This window comes from Neorhizobium sp. AL 9.2.2, assembly GCF_013317225.1.
Taxonomy (GTDB): Bacteria; Pseudomonadota; Alphaproteobacteria; order Rhizobiales; family Rhizobiaceae; genus Neorhizobium; species Neorhizobium soli.
In genome coordinates, this window is sequence record NZ_JAALXU010000003.1 from 1,307,408 (window position 1) to 1,325,686 (window position 18,279).

An 18,279-nucleotide genomic window follows, 5' to 3' on the forward strand; every position below is an offset into this window, starting at 1 on the left:
GAAATGGCTGTCGAGACAGTAGCGATCGTGGGTGCGGGCATGGCGGGTCTCACCGCTGCGCTCGCGTTTGCGCGCCATGGCATCACCTGCGACATCTTCGAGCAGGCGCCTTCCCTTCAGGAAGTCGGCGCTGGACTCCAGCTGTCGCCGAACGCTTCGCGCGTGCTGAGCAAGCTTGGCGTACTTGGCGATCTGGAACGGTTGTGGACAGAACCTGACGAAGTGCAGCTCGTTTCGGGCCGTTCGCTTCATCGGCTGGCCTATGTGCCATCCGGCCGGTTCGCCCGCGAGCGGTGGGGATCGCCCTATGGCGTCCTCCATAGGGCAACGCTGCAAGACGCGCTTCTCCACGCCGTGAACGCCAACCCGCTCTGCACGCTTCGGCTGGGCTCGAAGATTGGGAGCGCCGTTCGAGACGAACTGGCGGAGATCTCCGGACGCCACCATGACCTGATCGTCGCCGCAGATGGAGTCTGGTCTGGCATTCGCTCCGCAATTCCCAAAAATCCGGAAGCCGTTTTTTCCAACAGTGTCGCCTGGCGCTTCATGGTTTCCAAGAGCGCGGCACCTTCCTGGCTGAAGCCGAATGCTGTCAGTGCATTTCTCGGACCTTCGGCACACATTGTGGCCTATCCGCTGAAGGAGAAGGATAGTTTCAACATCGTCGCCATCGCGTCCGGCATCAACCCCGGACATCGGTGGAATACCGAGGCAAGCTCTGCCCAGAAAGACCTGCTGCTGCGTCATTTCAGAGGATGGCATCCGAGCATAGCCGAAACACTGGCCGCGTCTGACAAGCCGACGTTCTGGCCGCTCTATCAGGTGACCCCGGGCCGTTGGCACAATGGCCGCGATCTTGTTCTGATCGGCGACGCCGCCCATGCGATGCTGCCCTTTGCGGCCCAAGGCGCGGCGATGGCAATCGAAGACGCGTTCATCCTGGCAAACCGCGTGGCCGCCCTGCCCTCGCTCACACAGGCGCTATCAGCCTACGAGACCGAACGGGCCGGTCGCGTCGCCAAGGTGCGAGCACGCGGGGAATTCAACCGCTTTGCCTATCATGCGCGCGGCCCGCTGAAGCTCGGTCGCAACTTTGTTCTCTCAATGCGTCCGCCGCAATCGCTCGCGGCGGATCTGGATTGGCTCTACGGTTTCGACGCCGAGTAGCGACGCGATCAGACCGCGGCCGCCGCGGCAAACCCCGCTTCAAGATCTTTCTTGAGATCAGGCACGTCTTCGAGACCGATCTGAAGCCTGATGACTGCACCCTCGGTGGGCTGCTTGCAGATGGTGCGGTCGGAAAGATTTACGACCAGAGCAAGGCTTTCGTATCCTCCCCAGGAGTAACCGAGGCCGAAAAAGCTCAGGGCATCGAGGAAGGCGTGCGCCTTGGCCTTCGCCCTCTCAGGCTCGGCCTGCAGCACGAAGGAGAAGATCCCGCTCGATCCCTTGAAGTCACGCTTCCAGATCTCGTGGCCAGGAAAGCTTGGCAACGCCGGATGCAGGACGCGCGCAACGCCGTCGCGACCTTCCAGCCACTCGGCGATTTCAAGGGCGCTTTTTTGATGCTGGTCCAGCCGCAGACCCATCGTTCTCAGGCCACGCAGGATCAGGTAGGAATCTTCCGGCGCACCGCAGATGCCCATTGCAACCCGCGCGGCCTCAAGAGCCGGAAAATGCTTCGCATTGGCCGACACCGAACCCATGACGATATCCGAATGCCCGGACGGGTACTTCGTGGTCGCATGGATCGAGACGTCGACGCCGAAGTCGAGCGGACGAAAATAAAGCGGTGTCGCCCAGGTGTTGTCCAGCGTCACCACGACGTCTGCGGAATAGGCGTGCACAGCGTCCGTGATTGCGCGGATGTCCTGCATCTCGAACGTATTCGAGCCGGGCGCTTCCGTATGAACGAGTTTGGTGTTCGGCCTCATCAGCTTGGTGATGTCTGCCCCGATCTCCGGATCATAGTACTCGACGTCGATCCCCAGTCTCGTGAGCATCGTGTCACAGAAAGTCCGGCAGGGCGTGTAGACCGAGTCGACGATCAGCGCGTGATCGCCCGATGACAGGTAAGCCAGGAACGGGATTGAGATCGCAGCCAGTCCCGATGGAACGAGGATCGTACCCGCAGAACCCTCGAGTTGGTCGAACGCAGCGCACAGGGCGTCCGTCGTCGGGGTCGCGCGGGTTCCATAGGTGTATGGCTGGCTGCGCTTTTCCATCGCTTCGGCATTCGGGAAAAGGACCGTGGAACCTTTGACGACAGGCGGGTTGACGAAGCCATGATACGCGCGTGGATCGTTTCCGATATGCGCAAGGCGCGTATTCTGACCCGCTTCTTCGATCAGTTTATCTTTCTGGGACATGTCCGGAATGCACTTTCGTTGACAATGGCGCCAGTTTTGCCGCCGCCCTCCAGGCTGGTCAACCCCGCTGCCCAATTCCCAGTACCGGTGCAATATTAGCATGCTCGTTCGGTATAAAAACCGCCACAACTCGCACACAACTTGAGCATTTGCCCAGCGCGTAGGCGGTAAAGTCTAATACACCGTAATTTGGACGCAATTTGAACGGGTGGCCCTTGACCCTGCCTTCGTTTCCGAATGAGATATAAACACCCGCGCCGGGAGGTCAGCGGGGGACCGGTCGTATTCATAAAATCAGGGGAACGGCCTGTGTCGAGAGATCACACAAAACAACAGATAAGGTTGGGAAAATGAAAAAGACGCTTTTGTCTGCCGCGTTTGGCGCAGCGGTCCTTGGCTTTGCCTCGGCAGCTTCCGCGGCCACGCTTGATGATGTCAAGGCGAAGGGCTTCGTTCAGTGCGGCGTCAACACCGGTCTGGCCGGCTTCGCGCAGCCGGATTCGGCCGGCGCTTGGAAAGGCTTCGACGTCGATTTCTGCAAGGCCGTCGCAGCTGCGGTTTTCGGTGATGCAACGAAGGTGAAGTACACGCCGACCACGGCCCAGAGCCGCTTCACGGCACTGCAGTCGGGTGAAGTCGACGTGCTCGCACGTAACACCACCTGGACCATCAGCCGCGATACCGCGCTCGGTTTCAACTTCCGCTACGTCAACTACTACGACGGCCAGGGCTTCATGGTTCCGAAGAGCCTGAACGTGAAGTCGGCGCTTGAACTGTCCGGCGCTGCCGTCTGCGTTCAGTCGGGCACGACAACCGAACTCAACCTCGCCGACTACTTCAAGTCCAACAACCTCCAGTACAACCCGGTCGTCTTCGAAAAGCTCGAAGAAGTAAACGCCGCCTACCAGGCCGGCCGTTGCGACGTCTACACGACGGACCAGTCGGGCCTTTATGCAACGCGTCTCGCGCTGTCGAACCCTGACGAACACGTCATTCTTCCGGAAATCATCTCCAAGGAGCCGCTTGGCCCAGCCGTTCGCCAGGGCGACGACAAGTGGTTCGATATCGTTTCGTGGACAGGCTACGCCCTGGTTCAGGCCGAAGAATTCGGCATCACCCAGGCCAATATCGACGAGATGAAGAACTCGACCAACCCGGATATCCGCCGCTTCCTCGGCACCGAGAAGGACACCAAGGTCGGTACCGATCTCGGCCTGACCAACGAATGGGCCTACAACATCGTCAAGGGCGTCGGTAACTACGGCGACGTCTTCGAGCGCAATATCGGTTCCGGCAGCCCGCTGAAGATCGCACGTGGCCTGAATGCTCTGTGGAGCAAGGGTGGCCTGCAGTTCGCACCGCCGATCCGTTAATCGACTGATAGACTGACGTCTCGCAGGGTGGCTCCGTCCGCCCTGCGAGACATTCTCCACGATCAATAAGAATCAAAAACAATAAGGGCCCACAACGGGTCACAGGGGATTGGCAAAGCATGACGGACAACTCGATCCGTGCGCCTGCTACTAAGCGCGCGTCCACGTCACTCATTTACGATCCAAAAGCGCGGAGCATCTTCTTCCAGGTGCTGACGCTGGTCATTCTCGTTGCGCTCGTCTGGTCGATCGCACACAATGTCAGTGTCAACCTTGCCCGCAGCAACACCGCCACCGGGTTTGGCTTCCTCGCTGGTCGCTCAGGCTTCGATATCGGGCAATCCCTGATCGCCTACACGAGCGACTCGACCTATGGCAGGGCGATCCTGGTCGGCTTCCTGAACACGATGATGGTCGCTGTCACCGGAATCATCACAGCAACCATCGTCGGCTTCATCATCGGTATCGGTCGCCTGTCGAAAAACTGGCTGATCGCCAAGCTCTGCACCGTCTATGTCGAGGTGTTCAGAAACATTCCGCCGCTGCTGGTCATTTTCTTCTGGTATTCCGGCGTTCTCGCCATTCTGCCGCAGCCGCGTGATGCTATCCAGGGCCCGCTCTCGACCTTCCTCAGCAACCGTGGCCTGACCTTTCCGGCAACGATCTGGGGCGAAGGCGCGTGGATCCTTCCGGTTGCCATTCTCGTCGGCATCGTTGTCGCGTTCGTCTTCCGCACGTGGTCGGTCAAGCGCCAGATGGCAACCGGGCAGCAATTGCCCAACGGCTGGATCTCCGCCGCCATCATCATCGGTCTGCCGCTTCTCGGATTCATCGCCATGGGTTCGCCGCTGACCTTCGACTATCCCGTCGAAGGTCGTTTCAATCTTTCCGGCGGCGCCAATATCCGTCCGGAATTTGTGGCGCTATATCTGGCGCTTTCGCTCTACACGGCAGCGTTTATCGCGGAAATCATCCGAGCCGGCATCAAGGGCGTCGGCAAGGGACAGACGGAAGCCGCCGCTGCACTCGGCGTCCAGCCGGGCAAGATCACCAGACTGGTTGTCGTACCGCAGGCTTTCCGCATCATCATTCCACCGCTGACAAGCCAGTATCTCAACCTGACCAAAAACTCGTCTCTCGGCGTTGCAATCGGTTTTCCCGAACTGTTTTCGACCGGGAGCACCTCGCTCAACCAGACCGGTCAGGCTGTCGAGATGATCACGATCATGCTCACCATCTATCTAAGCATCAGCATCGCGACATCGCTGTTCATGAACTGGTTCAACGCCAAGATGGCTCTGGTGGAGAGATAAGACATGTCTACACACAAGCTCTCTTACGTTCGCAATGACATGATTGCACCGGAACCGCCGCCGGTCAGCGCCAGTTCGGCAAGCGGCTGGATCCGGACCAATCTCCTGGCAACGCCAAAGGATGTGGTGCTGACCATCGTCGCCATCGCATTGCTGGCTTTCGCCCTGCCCGGCATCATCAACTGGCTGTTCATCAATGCGAGTTGGGTCGGTGCCGATCGCTCGGTCTGCGCCACCGTCGTCCAAGGCGGCACCCAGCCGGATGGCTGGAAAGGCGCATGCTGGGCGTTTGTCGGTGACCGGTTCCAGCAGTTCATGTTCGGCCGCTACCCGATCGAGGAGCGCTGGCGCGTCATGCTGGTCGGGTTCATGCTGATCGTGCTGCTCGTGCCTCTCCTCATTCCGAAACTGCCGTACAAGCCGCTGAACGCCGTTCTGCTGTTTCTCGTCTACCCGGTCGTCTCGTTCTTCCTCATGCATGGCAATGTTCTTGGCCTGCAGCGGGTCGAGACCCCGCTCTGGGGCGGCATGATGGTGACGCTGATCCTCTCCTTCGTCGGCATCGCGGTCTCCTTCCCCGTCGGCATCCTTTTGGCGCTCGGACGGCGTTCCAACATGCGCGTATTGAAGACGCTCTGCGTCGTCTTCATTGAGGTGATCCGCGGCGTACCGCTTGTCATGGTTCTCTTCATGGCAAACGTGATGCTGCCTCTGTTCCTGCCCACCGGCTGGAGCATCGACAACTTCCTGCGCGCCGTGATCGGTGTGTCGCTGTTTGCCTCCGCCTATATGGCAGAAGTCATTCGTGGCGGCCTGCAGGCTATTCCGAAAGGTCAGGGCGAAGGTGCCGATTCGCTCGGCCTCAGCTACTGGCAGAAAACCCGCCTGATCGTCCTTCCACAGGCGATCAAGCTCGTGATCCCTGGCATCGTCAACACCTTCATCGGCCTGTTCAAGGATACGTCGCTCGTTGCCATCATCGGCATGTTCGACCTCTTGAACATCATCAGGCTCAACTTTACGGATACGACCTGGATCACGCCCATGACGCCGCTTACCGGCCTCGTGTTCGCTGGTCTTATCTACTGGATTTTCTGCTTCGGCATGTCACGCTATTCCGCCTTTATGGAACGGCATCTCGATACCGGCCACAAGCGATAACAAGGGGAAAAACAATGGCTGACGCCCAACCCAAAAACCTCACCGTCTCCTCCACGGATGTCGCTGTCGAGATCATCGGCATGAACAAGTGGTATGGCGATTTTCACGTGCTGCGCGACATCAATCTCAAGGTGATGAAAGGCGAACGCATCGTCATCGCCGGGCCGTCAGGCTCCGGAAAATCGACGATGATCCGCTGTATCAACCGCCTCGAGGAACATCAGTCGGGCAGCATTGTCGTCGACAATATCGAACTTACCAACGATCTGAAAAAGATCGACGAAGTGCGGCGAGAAGTCGGCATGGTGTTCCAGCACTTCAACCTCTTCCCGCACCTGACGATCCTTGAGAACTGCACGCTTGCACCGATCTGGGTTCGCAAGATGCCGAAGAAGGAAGCCGAGGAAGTGGCGATGCACTACCTCAAGCGTGTCAAGATTCCGGAACAGGCCCATAAGTATCCGGGCCAGCTCTCCGGCGGTCAGCAGCAGCGTGTGGCGATTGCCCGCTCGCTGTGCATGAAGCCGAAGATCATGCTGTTCGACGAACCGACCTCGGCTCTCGATCCTGAAATGGTCAAGGAAGTGCTCGATACGATGGTTGGCCTTGCCGAAGAAGGCATGACCATGATGTGCGTCACCCATGAAATGGGCTTTGCCCGCCAGGTCGCCAACCGGGTGATCTTCATGGACCAGGGACAGATCGTCGAAGAGAATTCACCGGCGGAGTTCTTCGACAATCCGCAGCACGAGCGCACCAGACTGTTCCTTAGCCAGATCCTGCACTAGGCAGACTGCGCCAACGGGAATGACCTGCAAAAGAAAAGGGGCGCCGCGAGCGCCCCTTTTTCGTTTCCCGTCGAAACAATCGTCAGGGCGCCATCACCACTGGAATGAATAGCGGGCATTGACGCTGGTTACTGCTGCGGTCGCGTCTGAATAGCGATCGACGGAGCCGCTGAGTGTCAGGCTGTCTCCCAGTTTCTGCTCGAGTCCCAGGCCCGCGCCGCCGATGCGAAACGTATCGATCGCCGTTGCGCGGACGACGACGGCTGTGCCCGTGTTTGACCGGGACAGCCGCAGGGTCTGGTTGGCGTCGAGGCCGCTCCAGTCCTGATTGAGCCCGTCGTAGCGCATGACATAGCTCGCATTGCGCTCGACATCGATCGTCGACGTGACGATCTGCGTTTGGTGGTAGTTCATGCTGACGGCGGCCGTTTCGGCCAATCCGTCGTAATCGATCCCGATCTTGCGTTCGACCTCGTAAGCGGGCCTCTGGACCGACTTCATCTTCATGCTGCCCCACAGCCGAAGCGGCGTGTTCATCGACCCGTCCTTCTTCGCATCGACACCGACGTTGAAGCCCGCCTCGGGCTCCAGCTCCGTCGGCAACCTGAAGCCGAGCTTGACGGAATAGCTTCTGTCCGAATTCTTGACGGGCTGCCAGATCACGGGCCTGTCCGCCGCATGAGCGCTCAATGCCGAAAACGGGCCAACCGCAAAGATTGCCGCAAACAGCGCGACGCCGCCGGCCAATAGACTTCTGTTCATTTGATCCCCACTCGAAGGCTCAAGACAATGTTGAGGCGCAAGCAACCGCGAGGTCACCCGGAACACCCGTTTCAATGCGATGGAGGCGAGTTTGTCAGACCCAAAGGTCCGTTTTCGCCACGTGCCTTCCCCTGCCGATGCAACGGAACTGACCGCCGCGAATATACGCTCGAATGAGGCAGCTTCGAATCGATTTTGCGGCTGAAATGCGATTGCGGGATCACGATCGGTTTCCCGAAGATGTGAACTTCGGATGTTGCTGCATCGCAACATGACGTGGTGAGGCTGGGTACGCGGTGGAATGAATGGTAGGTCCTACCCCACTGCAACGCTCTGGCACCACGAGTACCGGTGGCAGCATGCTAGGCCCGGTTTGGTCATGAGCACGCGTTATCCTACAATGAAAGGATCCAGTTCGACCGGGTCGCCGGCGGGCGATGAGCACACGTGGGGGGTCACGAAAACCACTTCTTAACCATTCAGAACTCACATTAGCCAATAGGAACATATTAACCGATCCTGTTAACGCAACACTCTTTTGACGTTCGGTAAAAGAACAGCACGTCGGGACGCCTTGTCCCACGGCACGAATCAAGGAGGATTTGCATGTCGGTTTTTGCACGCTTTATGAAGGACGAGTCTGGCGCCACTGCCATCGAATACGGGCTCATCGCCGCTCTTATCTCTGTCGCGCTGATCGCTGGTGCACAGACGCTCGGCGGTGCACTAAGCACGCAATTCACGAACCTCAGCAAGAAGTTGAACTGCGGCGGCGCTGCTACCACTTGCTGATCGCTGGCATTGCGAGATGCAACCAAGTCGGGTCATGAGGTAACGTCGTTGCACGATTGGCCGGCAGGTATTCTCACTCAAGTATTCGCCTGAGGTCTTCACCCCAGGTTAACATCCAGATCGTACCCAAAAGCTCGGACGCCATCTCTTGGTTCCAGCACTCAACTCGCCGAACAATGGGACCTCCATTGTTCGGTTTTTTGTTGCCGTCACGGTTGTTCGACCCGGTCGCGCGACGCAATCGAGCCGTTGACGCAGGTTGAGGATGACGTGCTCGCGAGGACCTACGCGGAAGGCGAAATCCGAGTCGGACGTCTGTTGGCCTCATCGACCCTCGCGAAAGTCATACATTTGCATCATCGCATGTGCACACAACCGCGATGAAAGCCTCACGCGCCTCAATCAGTAGTTCATACCCTCGAACACACAGGCGGGTCGCCAAGCCGATATCCGACCAACACACGACGAGTTAACTCAGGTCGTCGTCGGCTGCGGCCTTTGGAGGGTTGTGCTTTCTCTAGGGTCTGATTTCGAAAATGAAGCAATGGTTAACCGACCTTGCCGGGCGGGGCGAAATACGCCAGAGATTCTTGATCTCTATATCCAGCTCCAAAGCAGCGCTTTGCTCAAGGCGATATCCCTTCGCTCAAGCGGCAGTCGCAATTTTTTGGGAGATAGTTTTGGCGACCCCTGCAGGATTCGAACCTGCGACCACCTGCTTAGAAGGCAGGTGCTCTATCCAGCTGAGCTAAGGGGCCTGCTAAGACGCTTCTAACAGAACGCAGACAGGATGTCAGTGCGTCCAGGGCTGCGAGCGATTGAAGCGGAAATTGTCGGTGTAGGAAGCAGCTTGACGCGCAGGTTCTTTCGGCTGAACGACGCGGTATTCGATGCCTTCGCGCTTTGCGTAGGCTTCGGCAAGTTCCTGACTTTCAAAGGTCAGGCGTACCTGCTGCTTCATGTCTCCGGAAGATGTATAGCCAAGGATCGGATCGATCCGGCGTGGCTCTTCCTGGTCGAATTCGAGGAGCCAGAGATGCGTCTTGGCTTTGCCAGATTGCATTGCAGTTTTTGCGGGACGATAGATCTTGGCCGTCATGAACTGAAACATCCGACTTTTGCTAGCGTGACGCTTCGGCAACTGCTGAGCGCGACGCTCTTTTGAAGGCAATGGTCGGAGTGGAGAGATTCGAACTCCCGACCCTCTGGTCCCAAACCAGATGCGCTACCAGACTGCGCTACACTCCGTTCCTTACAAGAATGCGAGATACACGGTTCCCTACCAGCCCGCAACTGCAAAAAGTGGATTTTCCCAATTGTTCGAACTGTCTAACGAACTAACTGTGGGAAAGCGGCCAAACACCTATCCTGCGTTGCCGATCCGTTTGGAAACCACCTTGTCACCAACCTTGATTCCGAGCGCTTTCGTCCGACCGGCATTCAGTTCGAGGACAAATTTTACCGGTCCCCGCGAATCGATCACGTCACGAGAGTAAGGAACCGCATTTTCGCGGATATGAGAGACCGTCCCGTCGCCTTCGATAAACAGCATATCGAGCGGCAGGATGGTGTTTTCCATCCACATGGAAACACGGCGTGTCTCGCCGAAGTCGAACAGCATGCCGTGATCGTCAGGCATTTCCTTGCGGTACATCAGGCCCTGCGAGCGCTGCTGGTCCGTCAGAGCGAGCTCAATCACAAAGGCATGGGTCTCGCCCGCTGCCGTGCGGATCGACAGCTCGTCCTTTGGAAAGATGACCTGCTGGGCTGCGGCAGCGTAGGCGACAAACAGAAAAAGCGCCGCAAGGGCGCCTTTTGCAAAGGGCGTGATCCGCCCGAATGACTGCATTCTCAACATCAATGTGACCGGCTTACAGGGTTGGGATTGTCGGGATGAATTTCGGCTGCCATCAAGCCCTTGTCGCCAGGTCCGAACCGGACCAGCACGGTCTGGCCGGGACGGAGCTCTGTCAGTCCGTAGCGGCGCAGCGTTTCCATGTGGACGAAGATATCTTCGGTCCCCTCACCGCGGCTCAGGAATCCAAAGCCCTTGGTGCGGTTGAACCATTTCACCAGTGCCCGTTCCAGGCCGCTCGTTGGCGTGACCTGAACATGGGTGCGAACCGGCGGCAACTGCGAGGGATGAACTGCGGTCGACTGATCCATGGAAAGAATGCGGAAGGCCTGATAGCCACGGTCGCGCTTCTGGATCATCGCGACGATACGGGTGCCTTCAAGGATGGTCTGGTATCCATCGCGCCTCAGGCAGGTCACATGCAGAAGCACATCCTGCATACCGTTGTCGGGCACGATGAAGCCGAACCCCTTCGCAACATCGAACCACTTGACCACACCCGTAATTTCGATGAGCTCGACCGGATCGCCCGCGAATTCCTCGTATTCGGCTACGCCTTTCAACGATATCCTGTCTGCCATATCCTATCGGCCCCTCGATTACGCGTTACGACATGACGGTGGAAGTGATTCTTCGCGCCTAGATTAACATCCCGTTAACCCTCCAGTGCAAGTCCCCGTCTGGACTTTATCAGCATCTTTCTACGGCTGACGGCTTGCCCCAGGCTTGCTGACCTCCTGCAATGCACCATATCCGCTCGACAGTTTGCCAACGACATCGCGGAGCTTGCGACACATGCGCTATCTACACACAATGGTTCGGGTCAAGGATCTCGACGCGTCTCTCCATTTCTACAAGACATTGATGGGTTTGGAGGAGATCCGCCGCATCGAAAATGACAAGGGCCGCTTCACGCTGGTCTTTCTGGCTGCACGCGACGACGTTTCGCAGGCTAAGGAAAATATGGCGCCGTGCATCGAGCTTACCTACAACTGGGACAGCGAGGATTACACGGGCGGACGCAATTTCGGCCACCTCGCCTATGAGGTCGACGACGTCTATGCATTCTGCCAGCACCTGCAGGACAATGGCATCGTGATCAACCGTCCGCCTCGCGAAGGTCGGATGGCCTTCGTACTTTCGCCGGACGGCATTTCCTTCGAGATCCTGCAGAAGGGCGACAACCTGCCGGTCGCCGAGCCGTGGGCATCGATGCCGAATACCGGCAGCTGGTAATTGAGGCTTGCGTCGGCCTGACCAAGGCCAACGCCCCTCTCTTGCCGAGCGAAACAGGACACGTGATGCTCATCTCCATGATTCGCGACAGAGTGTCCGCGACGTACATGAAGGGCATCACGTGCCGGTGTCGCCAGCAAGATCGATCTCAAGGCCGAGTTTTCCGCTCCTCGCAGTGGCGATAGCAGTTTTAATGATGAGCAGTTGCTCGATGACCCGCAAGGTTGCCGACGCCGAACCGGTGTCAGCAGAGGCGGTGGCCGCGGAGCAACCAGATGGCGCGGCAAAACCGCTTGCCAAAGGCGGCACGAGCGGCGCCAGCCTCTATGTCGATCCTCTCGTCTCCACACAGGCGCACCAAGCCAAATCCGCGCCAGCTGCGACGTCTGATGCGCCGGGCGCCAACGCTGACCCAGGCGCGTTCCCCCCTGCGCCGGAGCAGCCGTCGAACTCCATCGCCGGTCTCGTGACGCAACCGACCGGCGTGCGCGCAAGCAGCTACAGCATCTTTTCGTCCAACGCCTCCCCATTTCCATCGGCAACGACTGCGCCGACGGTTGCCCCCGATGGGCAGACGGCCGTCGCCGCACCCGCCGGCGGCATCAATGCAGCGCATGGCAGCGTCTTCACGCCCCGCCAGCCGCTGCCGGACCCGTCGCAGCAGGCGCAGCTCTAACCATCAGCCTCGTGCGGGAGCGAAAAGAGCGAGCTGGTCAAATCCGATAAGCTGCTGATTTCGCATGGCTTTACGCTTACTGAAGCCGCATTTTCCGCGCATCTAATTTTTCGCAAAAAACATCGTTTTTGCGCTTGCGGTAACGAAATCACGCCTCTATAAGGGCGCTCACTGTACGCGCCCTTCGTCTATCGGTTAGGACGTCAGATTTTCATTCTGAAAAGAGGGGTTCGACTCCCCTAGGGCGTACCAGTTCCTTCCTTCAAACTGTTGATTATGCACAAGAACCTCTAAGTTCTCTTGGAGCATCCAGCCGCGCAATTTTCTCTGCTTATCTTCCGAAAAATACCGTTTCTTGGCTTGTCTGTTTGAAAAATCGTCCCTATAAGACGCTCCTGTACGCGCCCTTCGTCTATCGGTTAGGACGTCAGATTTTCATTCTGAAAAGAGGGGTTCGACTCCCCTAGGGCGTACCACTTCCCCCTTCTTCCATATCTTCAGGATTGTTCGCTCGCGCGTTTTCCCGCGGCACGCCTTGGCTTGGATTATTTCATTTAAAAACAGAGAAATATCGATTTTTCTACTTGCCGGATCGGGCAAGCCTGACTATACGAGCGCTCACTGTACGCGCCCTTCGTCTATCGGTTAGGACGTCAGATTTTCATTCTGAAAAGAGGGGTTCGACTCCCCTAGGGCGTACCAGTTTCCCCTTCTGCCAATCCCTGATTTTACATTGCGGCTTTCACCGCGACTCGACCGCGTCGAGAAGCCTGAGCTGGATCCGTCGATTTCCCTGCCACTGGTCGGCCGTGAGGCATCCCGCGGCATGGATCTGCTTTCCGCGGGAGTTGAGCAGCATCTGGCCGAGCGGCGTTTCGGCCGCCCTGAACGCAATCCCGTCCAGACGCGTGCCATCGAGTGATTCCAGCGTGATCTTCACATGCGCGGTGCCGACAAGCCGCACGTCTCTCAGACGATGGGCGGGAATGGCAAAGACGGGCTGCGCGTGGCCAGACCCGTAGGGACCCGCAAGTTCCAGCTGGTCGAACAGCGCAATCGTGGCCCCTGATGCCGATAATGCGCCATCGATCTTCAGCACGTGGTTGGCAACAAGCGCCGGAACGCCCTCAGCCGCCACTTCCTCGAAATAGGCGCGCAGCTTGCCGAGATTGGCGCGCTCGACGGTCAGTCCCGCCGCCATGGCGTGACCGCCACCTTTTAGCAGAAGCCCTGATTCGACTGCGCCGCGAACCATCCGGCCCATGTCGAAACCGTTGATCGAACGGCCGGAACCGGTGCCCTTGCCGGACGGGTCAAAAGCGATCGCGAAGGCAGGCCGCCGGAATTTCTCCTTCAGTCTTGCAGCGAGAAGACCGACGATGCCCGGATGCCATTTCTCATGCGCCGTGACGATGACGGACGCGCCCTCGGCGTCACCGTATTCGCCAAGAACTTCGGCTTCGGCTTCCGCCAGCATGGCGGCTTCCATGGCCTGCCGCTCGCGGTTCAGATCGTCCAACCGGCCGGCAATTTCCTCCGCCTTGATATCGTCTTCCAATGTCAGCAAGCGGCTGCCGAGTGCTGCATCGCCGATTCGCCCGCCGGCATTGATACGTGGGCCGATCATGAAGCCGAAATGATAGGGCGTCACCGGTCCGCCAAGACCCGCCTTTCGAAACAACGCCGTGAGTCCCGGATTGACCATGTGACGGGCGGCGATCAGCCCCTTCACCACGTAGGCCCGGTTCAGCCCCTTTAGTGGCACGACATCGCAGACGGTTGCCAGCGCCACCAGATCCAGCAGACCGAGCAGATCGAGAGACTGTGCGCGGCTATCGCCACCTTCGCGCAACTGCTTCAGGGTCGCGACCATGACCAGAAACACGACTCCCGCCGCGCAGAGATGCCCCTGCCCCGAGAGATCGTCCTGGCGGTTGGGATTGACGAGCGCCACACAGGGCGGCAGCACGTGACCGACCTGGTGGTGGTCGATGACAACCACATCGCAGCCCTCGTCCCTGGCCGCTGTCAGCGCGTCCAGGCTCGTCGAGCCGCAGTCGACCGTGACGATCAGCTGCGCGCCGTTCGCCACCAGTTGACGGATCGCATTGGGGTTCGGTCCGTAGCCTTCGAAGATGCGATCCGGAATATAGATCTCGGCCTCGACACCGAAATGCGTCAGGAAACGATAGAGCAACGCGGAAGAGGCCGCGCCATCCACATCGTAATCACCGAAGATCGCAACCCGCTCCCGTCGGTTGATCGCCGCAACCAGTCTTGCTGCAGCCTTGTCGCAATCCGTCAGCGTCAACGGATCGGGCATCAGTGACCGGATGGTCGGATCAAGGAAGGCCGGGGCATCGTCGAGCGTCACGCCGCGGCCGGCAAGCACGCGGGCGACCAGTTCGGGAATGCCATGGATCTGGCTGATGGCAAGCGCGCGGTTCTGCGCCGCCTGGTCGAGCCGCGACACCCAGCGCTGGCCACTCACCGATTGCTCTACGTTCAGGAACGCGCGCGGTACCGGATCGACCGGTGACGTTGTCATGGAGAGGCTGCTGGCGATTGAGGTGGTCGATTGGGTGGTCATTCAGCCGTTTTAGCGCATCGGCGCATCAACAGTAATCTGTTTTCGGCAGCGGACGTGGCCTCGGCGAAAAAACACTGGGGCCAGTCTAGTGCGGCTCAACGGCTGCGTGGGTCACATGTCCTTGGGCCGTTCGATCCGGATGACCTGCGGCTCGCCAACCAGATAGCTTTCGGCCTTGATGGCGTCGACGGCCTTGCGGACCGAGTCCTCCATCGTCGCGTGCGTGACAAGGATGATCGTCTTCGACATCACGGACGAATCGGGCTTCGAGCGCTGGACGATCGATTCCAGCGAGATGGCGTTCTCGGCCATGCGGGCAGCGATCGAGGCGAAGACGCCGGTCCGGTCGGCAACGGTCAGCCGGATGAAATAACCGCCTTCGTGGCTCTGCATCTGGGCGCGCTTGTAAGGTGTGAGCGACGCGGCCGGTGTGCCGAGAACCGGAACCTGTTGCGCACCCGGACGGCTCTTGGCGATGTCGGCGATGTCACCGAGCACCGAGGATGCCGTTGCATTGCCGCCGGCACCGGGGCCGACCATCAGCAATTCGCCAAGGATATCGGATTCGATCGCGACCGCATTGGTGACACCGTCGACCTGCGCGATGACCGAATCGCGGGGTACCATGGTCGGGTGAACGCGCTGCTCGATTCCTGTTTCGGTGCGCTGCGCGACGCCGAGAAGCTTGATGCGGTAGCCGAGATCGGCGGCCGCGTGGATATCGTCGATAGAGATATTGGTGATGCCTTCGAGATAGATCTCGTCGGGCGCGATCTGGGTCCCGAACGCAAGCGTCGTCAGGATTGCCAGCTTGTGTGCCGTGTCGTTGCCCTCGATATCGAAGGCCGGATCGGCTTCGGCATAGCCCAGCCGCTGCGCTTCCTTGAGGCAGTCGGCAAAGGACAGGCCCTCCTTCTCCATCCGGGTCAGGATGTAATTGCAGGTGCCGTTCATGATGCCGTAGACACGCGAAATCGTGTTGCCGGTCAGGGACTCGCGAAGGGCCTTGATGACCGGGATACCACCGGCAACGGCCGCCTCGAAATTGAGGAGTGCGCCGTTTTCTTCGGCGATCCTTGCGAGTTCGACGCCGGATGCGGCGAGCAGCGCCTTGTTGGCTGTCACCACGTGGAGACCGCGCCGCAAGGCTGCGCGCACGGAGTCAGCAGCCGCCCCTTCGGCACCGCCCATCAGTTCCACGAACACGTCGATCTCAGCGTTTGCTGCCAGTTCTTCGGCGCTGTCGAACCAGGTCACGCCTGAGAGATCAATCCCGCGGTCGCGGCTGCGGTCTCTTGCCGTCACGGCGGCAATCTCGATCGGGCGTCCGCAGGTGATGGCCAATTCGTTGGCACGGGTCTGGATGATGCGAACGAGGGAGGCACCGACAGTGCCAAGACCCGCAATGCCGACTCTGAGGGCATCTGCCATGATGATTTTCCTGGTATTTTGGGAGACTGGTATCTGGGAGAATGGGGCGGTCAGAACGGCCGCCCCTCAAATCGTGATCGGCGGCCCGGTTCGCTGTCAGCGACGCGTGTTAAGCGTAATCACGTTGTGCATCGTATCGTCTGCCGTCGACAGAAACTTCTTGATGCTGCGGGCAGCCTGGCGAATGCGATGCTCGTTTTCGACCAGTGCAAGGCGAACGTAGTCGTCGCCCATCTCACCGAAACCGACACCGGGTGCGACGGCAACGTGCGCCTTCTCGACGAGAAGCTTGGAGAATTCCAGACTCCCGAGATGGCGGAACTTTTCCGGAATTTTCGCCCAGGCAAACATGGTCGCCGGTGGTGGCGGTACGTCGAAACCGGCCTTGCCGAAGCTCTCGACCATCACGTCACGGCGACGCTTGTAGACGCTGCGCACTTCCGCGATATCGGCACCGTCACCGTTCAGCGCGTGGGCTGCAGCCACCTGGATCGGCGTGAACGCGCCATAATCAAGGTAGGATTTGACGCGCGTCAGCGCTGCGATCAGCCGCTCGTTGCCGACAGCAAAGCCCATGCGCCAGCCGGGCATGGAGAAGGTTTTCGACATCGAGGTGAACTCGACGGCCACATCCATCGCACCCGGCACTTCGAGAACCGAAGGTGGCGGGTTGTTGTCGTCGAAGTAGATCTCCGAATAGGCAAGATCGGAGAGCACGATGATCTCGTGCTTCTTCGCAAACGCGATCACTTCCCTATAGAAATCCAGCGACGCGATATGCGCGGTCGGGTTGGATGGGTAATTGATGATGAGTGCCAGCGGCTTCGGGATCGAATGCTTCACCGCGCGTTCCAGCGGCGGAAAGAAGCTATCGTCCGGCTCGACAGACATGGAGCGGATCACGCCGCCCGCCATCAGGAAGCCGAAGGCGTGGATAGGGTATGTCGGATTGGGGCAGAGGATGACGTCACCGGGCGCGGTGATCGCCTGCGCCATGTTGGCGAAGCCTTCCTTGGAGCCGAGCGTTGCCACGACCTGCGTATCCGGGTTCAGCTTCACACCAAACCGGCGTGCATAGTAAGCAGCCTGCGCGCGGCGAAGGCCCGGAATGCCCTTGGAGGAGGAGTAGCGGTGCGTGCGCGGATCCTGGACCACTTCGCAGAGCTTGTCGACGATCGCCTGCGGAGTGGGTAGATCGGGATTGCCCATGCCGAGATCGATAATGTCCGCGCCACCCGCTCGCGCGCTTGCTTTCAAACGGTTCACCTGTTCGAAAACGTAGGGCGGCAGACGCCGGACTTTATGAAACTCTTCCATGTTGTTCCTCAAGGATGAAATCGAAGCAGAGCTCGTCCCGCTGCTCGCGCCTCACTTTATGCCATTTTTGCTTTGCGGCCAAATGTCCTCAAACGCAATAGCAATATCCGGCCGGATCGGCTCGTCGCCCTACTGGCCGGTAATATCGGCCTGGGCATCCTTGCCGTGATCGGTGGCGAGCTTGCGGTACTCGACCACACGACGCTGATACTCCGCTTCGGAGATGGTGCCGGACTTGCGGGCTCGGGCAAGCGATGCCATGCGCGGCTCGGTCTTCTGGTAATCTGCATCTTCGATCTGCTCGTTGGCAGCGCGAAGCGTATAGTCGAATGTGGGATATGTGCCGGTGTCGCGCTTGACGATCGGACCCGGAGGCGGTGCCGTCCTGGTCTGCGTGATGACGGCCGGTGGCGGCGTGTTGGGAATACCGTCATCCAGCGCAAAGCTGTTGCTGTTGCAGCCGGACACAAGAGGCATGGCGCCGATACCGATGAAAAGCGGTAGCCAGCCGATGCGACGCCTCAGTTTTTCCATGTCCGTACCCATTTTCTGTCGCCGGGGCCATCTACCCGGCAGCCTAGCCGCTGGCACTTGTATTCGGTTTCAGCCACAATGT

General features: G+C 59.1%; 17 protein-coding genes and 5 tRNA genes. 11 read left to right on the plus strand and 11 right to left on the minus strand.

Annotation, left to right across the window (positions count from 1 at the left end; translation table 11 throughout):
- Window positions 1-3: 3 nt before the first annotated feature.
- Window positions 4-1,167: an FAD-dependent monooxygenase gene (locus G6K99_RS12940; RefSeq protein ID WP_174196731.1), complete on the plus strand. Its 1,164-nt coding sequence runs from the start codon at window positions 4-6 to the stop codon at window positions 1,165-1,167.
- 8 nt (window positions 1,168-1,175) lie between these two features.
- Here G6K99_RS12940 and G6K99_RS12945 read toward each other — a convergent pair whose 3' ends face one another.
- Window positions 1,176-2,369: a cystathionine beta-lyase gene (locus G6K99_RS12945; RefSeq protein WP_174196732.1), complete on the minus strand. Its 1,194-nt coding sequence runs from the start codon at window positions 2,367-2,369 to the stop codon at window positions 1,176-1,178.
- 350 nt (window positions 2,370-2,719) lie between these two features.
- On the opposite strand from G6K99_RS12945, the gene G6K99_RS12950 reads away from it, so the two are divergent.
- The 4 genes from G6K99_RS12950 to G6K99_RS12965 all read left to right on the plus strand — a co-directional run bounded on the left by G6K99_RS12950 (window position 2,720) and on the right by G6K99_RS12965 (window position 7,004).
- Window positions 2,720-3,742: an amino acid ABC transporter substrate-binding protein gene (locus G6K99_RS12950; protein WP_062457371.1), complete on the plus strand. Its 1,023-nt coding sequence runs from the start codon at window positions 2,720-2,722 to the stop codon at window positions 3,740-3,742.
- A 119-nt stretch (window positions 3,743-3,861) separates the two neighbouring features.
- On the plus strand, window positions 3,862-5,055 hold the full coding sequence (locus G6K99_RS12955) for an amino acid ABC transporter permease (protein WP_062457374.1): 1,194 nt from the start codon (window positions 3,862-3,864) through the stop codon (window positions 5,053-5,055).
- A gap of 3 nt (window positions 5,056-5,058) precedes the next feature.
- Complete coding sequence (locus G6K99_RS12960) at window positions 5,059-6,216, plus strand: amino acid ABC transporter permease (protein ID WP_174196733.1); 1,158 nt, start codon at window positions 5,059-5,061, stop codon at window positions 6,214-6,216.
- A 14-nt stretch (window positions 6,217-6,230) separates the two neighbouring features.
- On the plus strand, window positions 6,231-7,004 hold the full coding sequence (locus G6K99_RS12965) for an amino acid ABC transporter ATP-binding protein (protein ID WP_062457380.1): 774 nt from the start codon (window positions 6,231-6,233) through the stop codon (window positions 7,002-7,004).
- Between the two features lie 93 nt (window positions 7,005-7,097).
- Here G6K99_RS12965 and G6K99_RS12970 read toward each other — a convergent pair whose 3' ends face one another.
- Window positions 7,098-7,766: a hypothetical protein gene (locus G6K99_RS12970; RefSeq protein WP_174196734.1), complete on the minus strand. Its 669-nt coding sequence runs from the start codon at window positions 7,764-7,766 to the stop codon at window positions 7,098-7,100.
- Window positions 7,767-8,372: 606 nt separating this feature from the next.
- Here G6K99_RS12970 and G6K99_RS12975 point away from each other — a divergent pair.
- The gene (locus G6K99_RS12975; protein ID WP_062457386.1) at window positions 8,373-8,558 is read left to right on the plus strand and encodes a Flp family type IVb pilin; all 186 of its coding nucleotides are present in this window, start codon (window positions 8,373-8,375) and stop codon (window positions 8,556-8,558) included.
- A gap of 681 nt (window positions 8,559-9,239) precedes the next feature.
- Here the strand turns inward: G6K99_RS12975 and G6K99_RS12980 are convergent.
- From G6K99_RS12980 to G6K99_RS13000, 5 genes are all read right to left on the minus strand, one after another.
- Window positions 9,240-9,316, minus strand: a tRNA-Arg gene (locus tag G6K99_RS12980).
- 35 nt (window positions 9,317-9,351) lie between these two features.
- Window positions 9,352-9,657: an ETC complex I subunit gene (locus tag G6K99_RS12985; RefSeq protein WP_062458113.1), complete on the minus strand. Its 306-nt coding sequence runs from the start codon at window positions 9,655-9,657 to the stop codon at window positions 9,352-9,354.
- Window positions 9,658-9,729: 72 nt separating this feature from the next.
- Window positions 9,730-9,806, minus strand: a tRNA-Pro gene (locus G6K99_RS12990).
- A 115-nt stretch (window positions 9,807-9,921) separates the two neighbouring features.
- On the minus strand, window positions 9,922-10,407 hold the full coding sequence (locus G6K99_RS12995) for a DUF192 domain-containing protein (protein ID WP_174196735.1): 486 nt from the start codon (window positions 10,405-10,407) through the stop codon (window positions 9,922-9,924).
- 8 nt (window positions 10,408-10,415) lie between these two features.
- On the minus strand, window positions 10,416-10,994 hold the full coding sequence (locus tag G6K99_RS13000; RefSeq protein ID WP_062457423.1) for a cold-shock protein: 579 nt from the start codon (window positions 10,992-10,994) through the stop codon (window positions 10,416-10,418).
- A gap of 214 nt (window positions 10,995-11,208) precedes the next feature.
- On the opposite strand from G6K99_RS13000, the gene G6K99_RS13005 reads away from it, so the two are divergent.
- The 5 genes from G6K99_RS13005 (at window position 11,209) to G6K99_RS13025 (ending at window position 13,027) form a co-directional block, all read left to right on the plus strand.
- Window positions 11,209-11,649 (plus strand): VOC family protein, encoded by a 441-nt coding sequence (locus tag G6K99_RS13005; protein ID WP_092662156.1) that lies wholly within the window; start codon window positions 11,209-11,211, stop codon window positions 11,647-11,649.
- A gap of 211 nt (window positions 11,650-11,860) precedes the next feature.
- The gene (locus G6K99_RS13010) at window positions 11,861-12,325 is read left to right on the plus strand and encodes a hypothetical protein (protein ID WP_092662154.1); all 465 of its coding nucleotides are present in this window, start codon (window positions 11,861-11,863) and stop codon (window positions 12,323-12,325) included.
- A gap of 177 nt (window positions 12,326-12,502) precedes the next feature.
- Window positions 12,503-12,577: transfer RNA gene (locus G6K99_RS13015), tRNA-Glu, on the plus strand.
- A 149-nt stretch (window positions 12,578-12,726) separates the two neighbouring features.
- Window positions 12,727-12,801: transfer RNA gene (locus tag G6K99_RS13020), tRNA-Glu, on the plus strand.
- 151 nt (window positions 12,802-12,952) lie between these two features.
- A tRNA-Glu gene (locus tag G6K99_RS13025) sits at window positions 12,953-13,027 on the plus strand.
- 40 nt (window positions 13,028-13,067) lie between these two features.
- Here the strand turns inward: G6K99_RS13025 and recJ are convergent.
- The 4 genes from recJ to G6K99_RS13045 form a co-directional block, all read right to left on the minus strand.
- Window positions 13,068-14,873 (minus strand): single-stranded-DNA-specific exonuclease RecJ, encoded by a 1,806-nt coding sequence (recJ, locus tag G6K99_RS13030; RefSeq protein ID WP_174196736.1) that lies wholly within the window; start codon window positions 14,871-14,873, stop codon window positions 13,068-13,070.
- 153 nt (window positions 14,874-15,026) lie between these two features.
- Window positions 15,027-16,346 carry a homoserine dehydrogenase gene (locus tag G6K99_RS13035; RefSeq protein WP_174196737.1) on the minus strand — a complete coding sequence of 440 codons (1,320 nt, stop codon included), beginning with the start codon at window positions 16,344-16,346 and terminating at the stop codon, window positions 15,027-15,029.
- Between the two features lie 96 nt (window positions 16,347-16,442).
- The gene (locus G6K99_RS13040) at window positions 16,443-17,663 is read right to left on the minus strand and encodes an LL-diaminopimelate aminotransferase (RefSeq protein WP_062457440.1); all 1,221 of its coding nucleotides are present in this window, start codon (window positions 17,661-17,663) and stop codon (window positions 16,443-16,445) included.
- Window positions 17,664-17,792: 129 nt separating this feature from the next.
- Window positions 17,793-18,197, minus strand: a complete 405-nt coding sequence (locus G6K99_RS13045) for a hypothetical protein (protein ID WP_082476304.1) — start codon at window positions 18,195-18,197, stop codon at window positions 17,793-17,795.
- Window positions 18,198-18,279 lie beyond the last annotated feature (82 nt).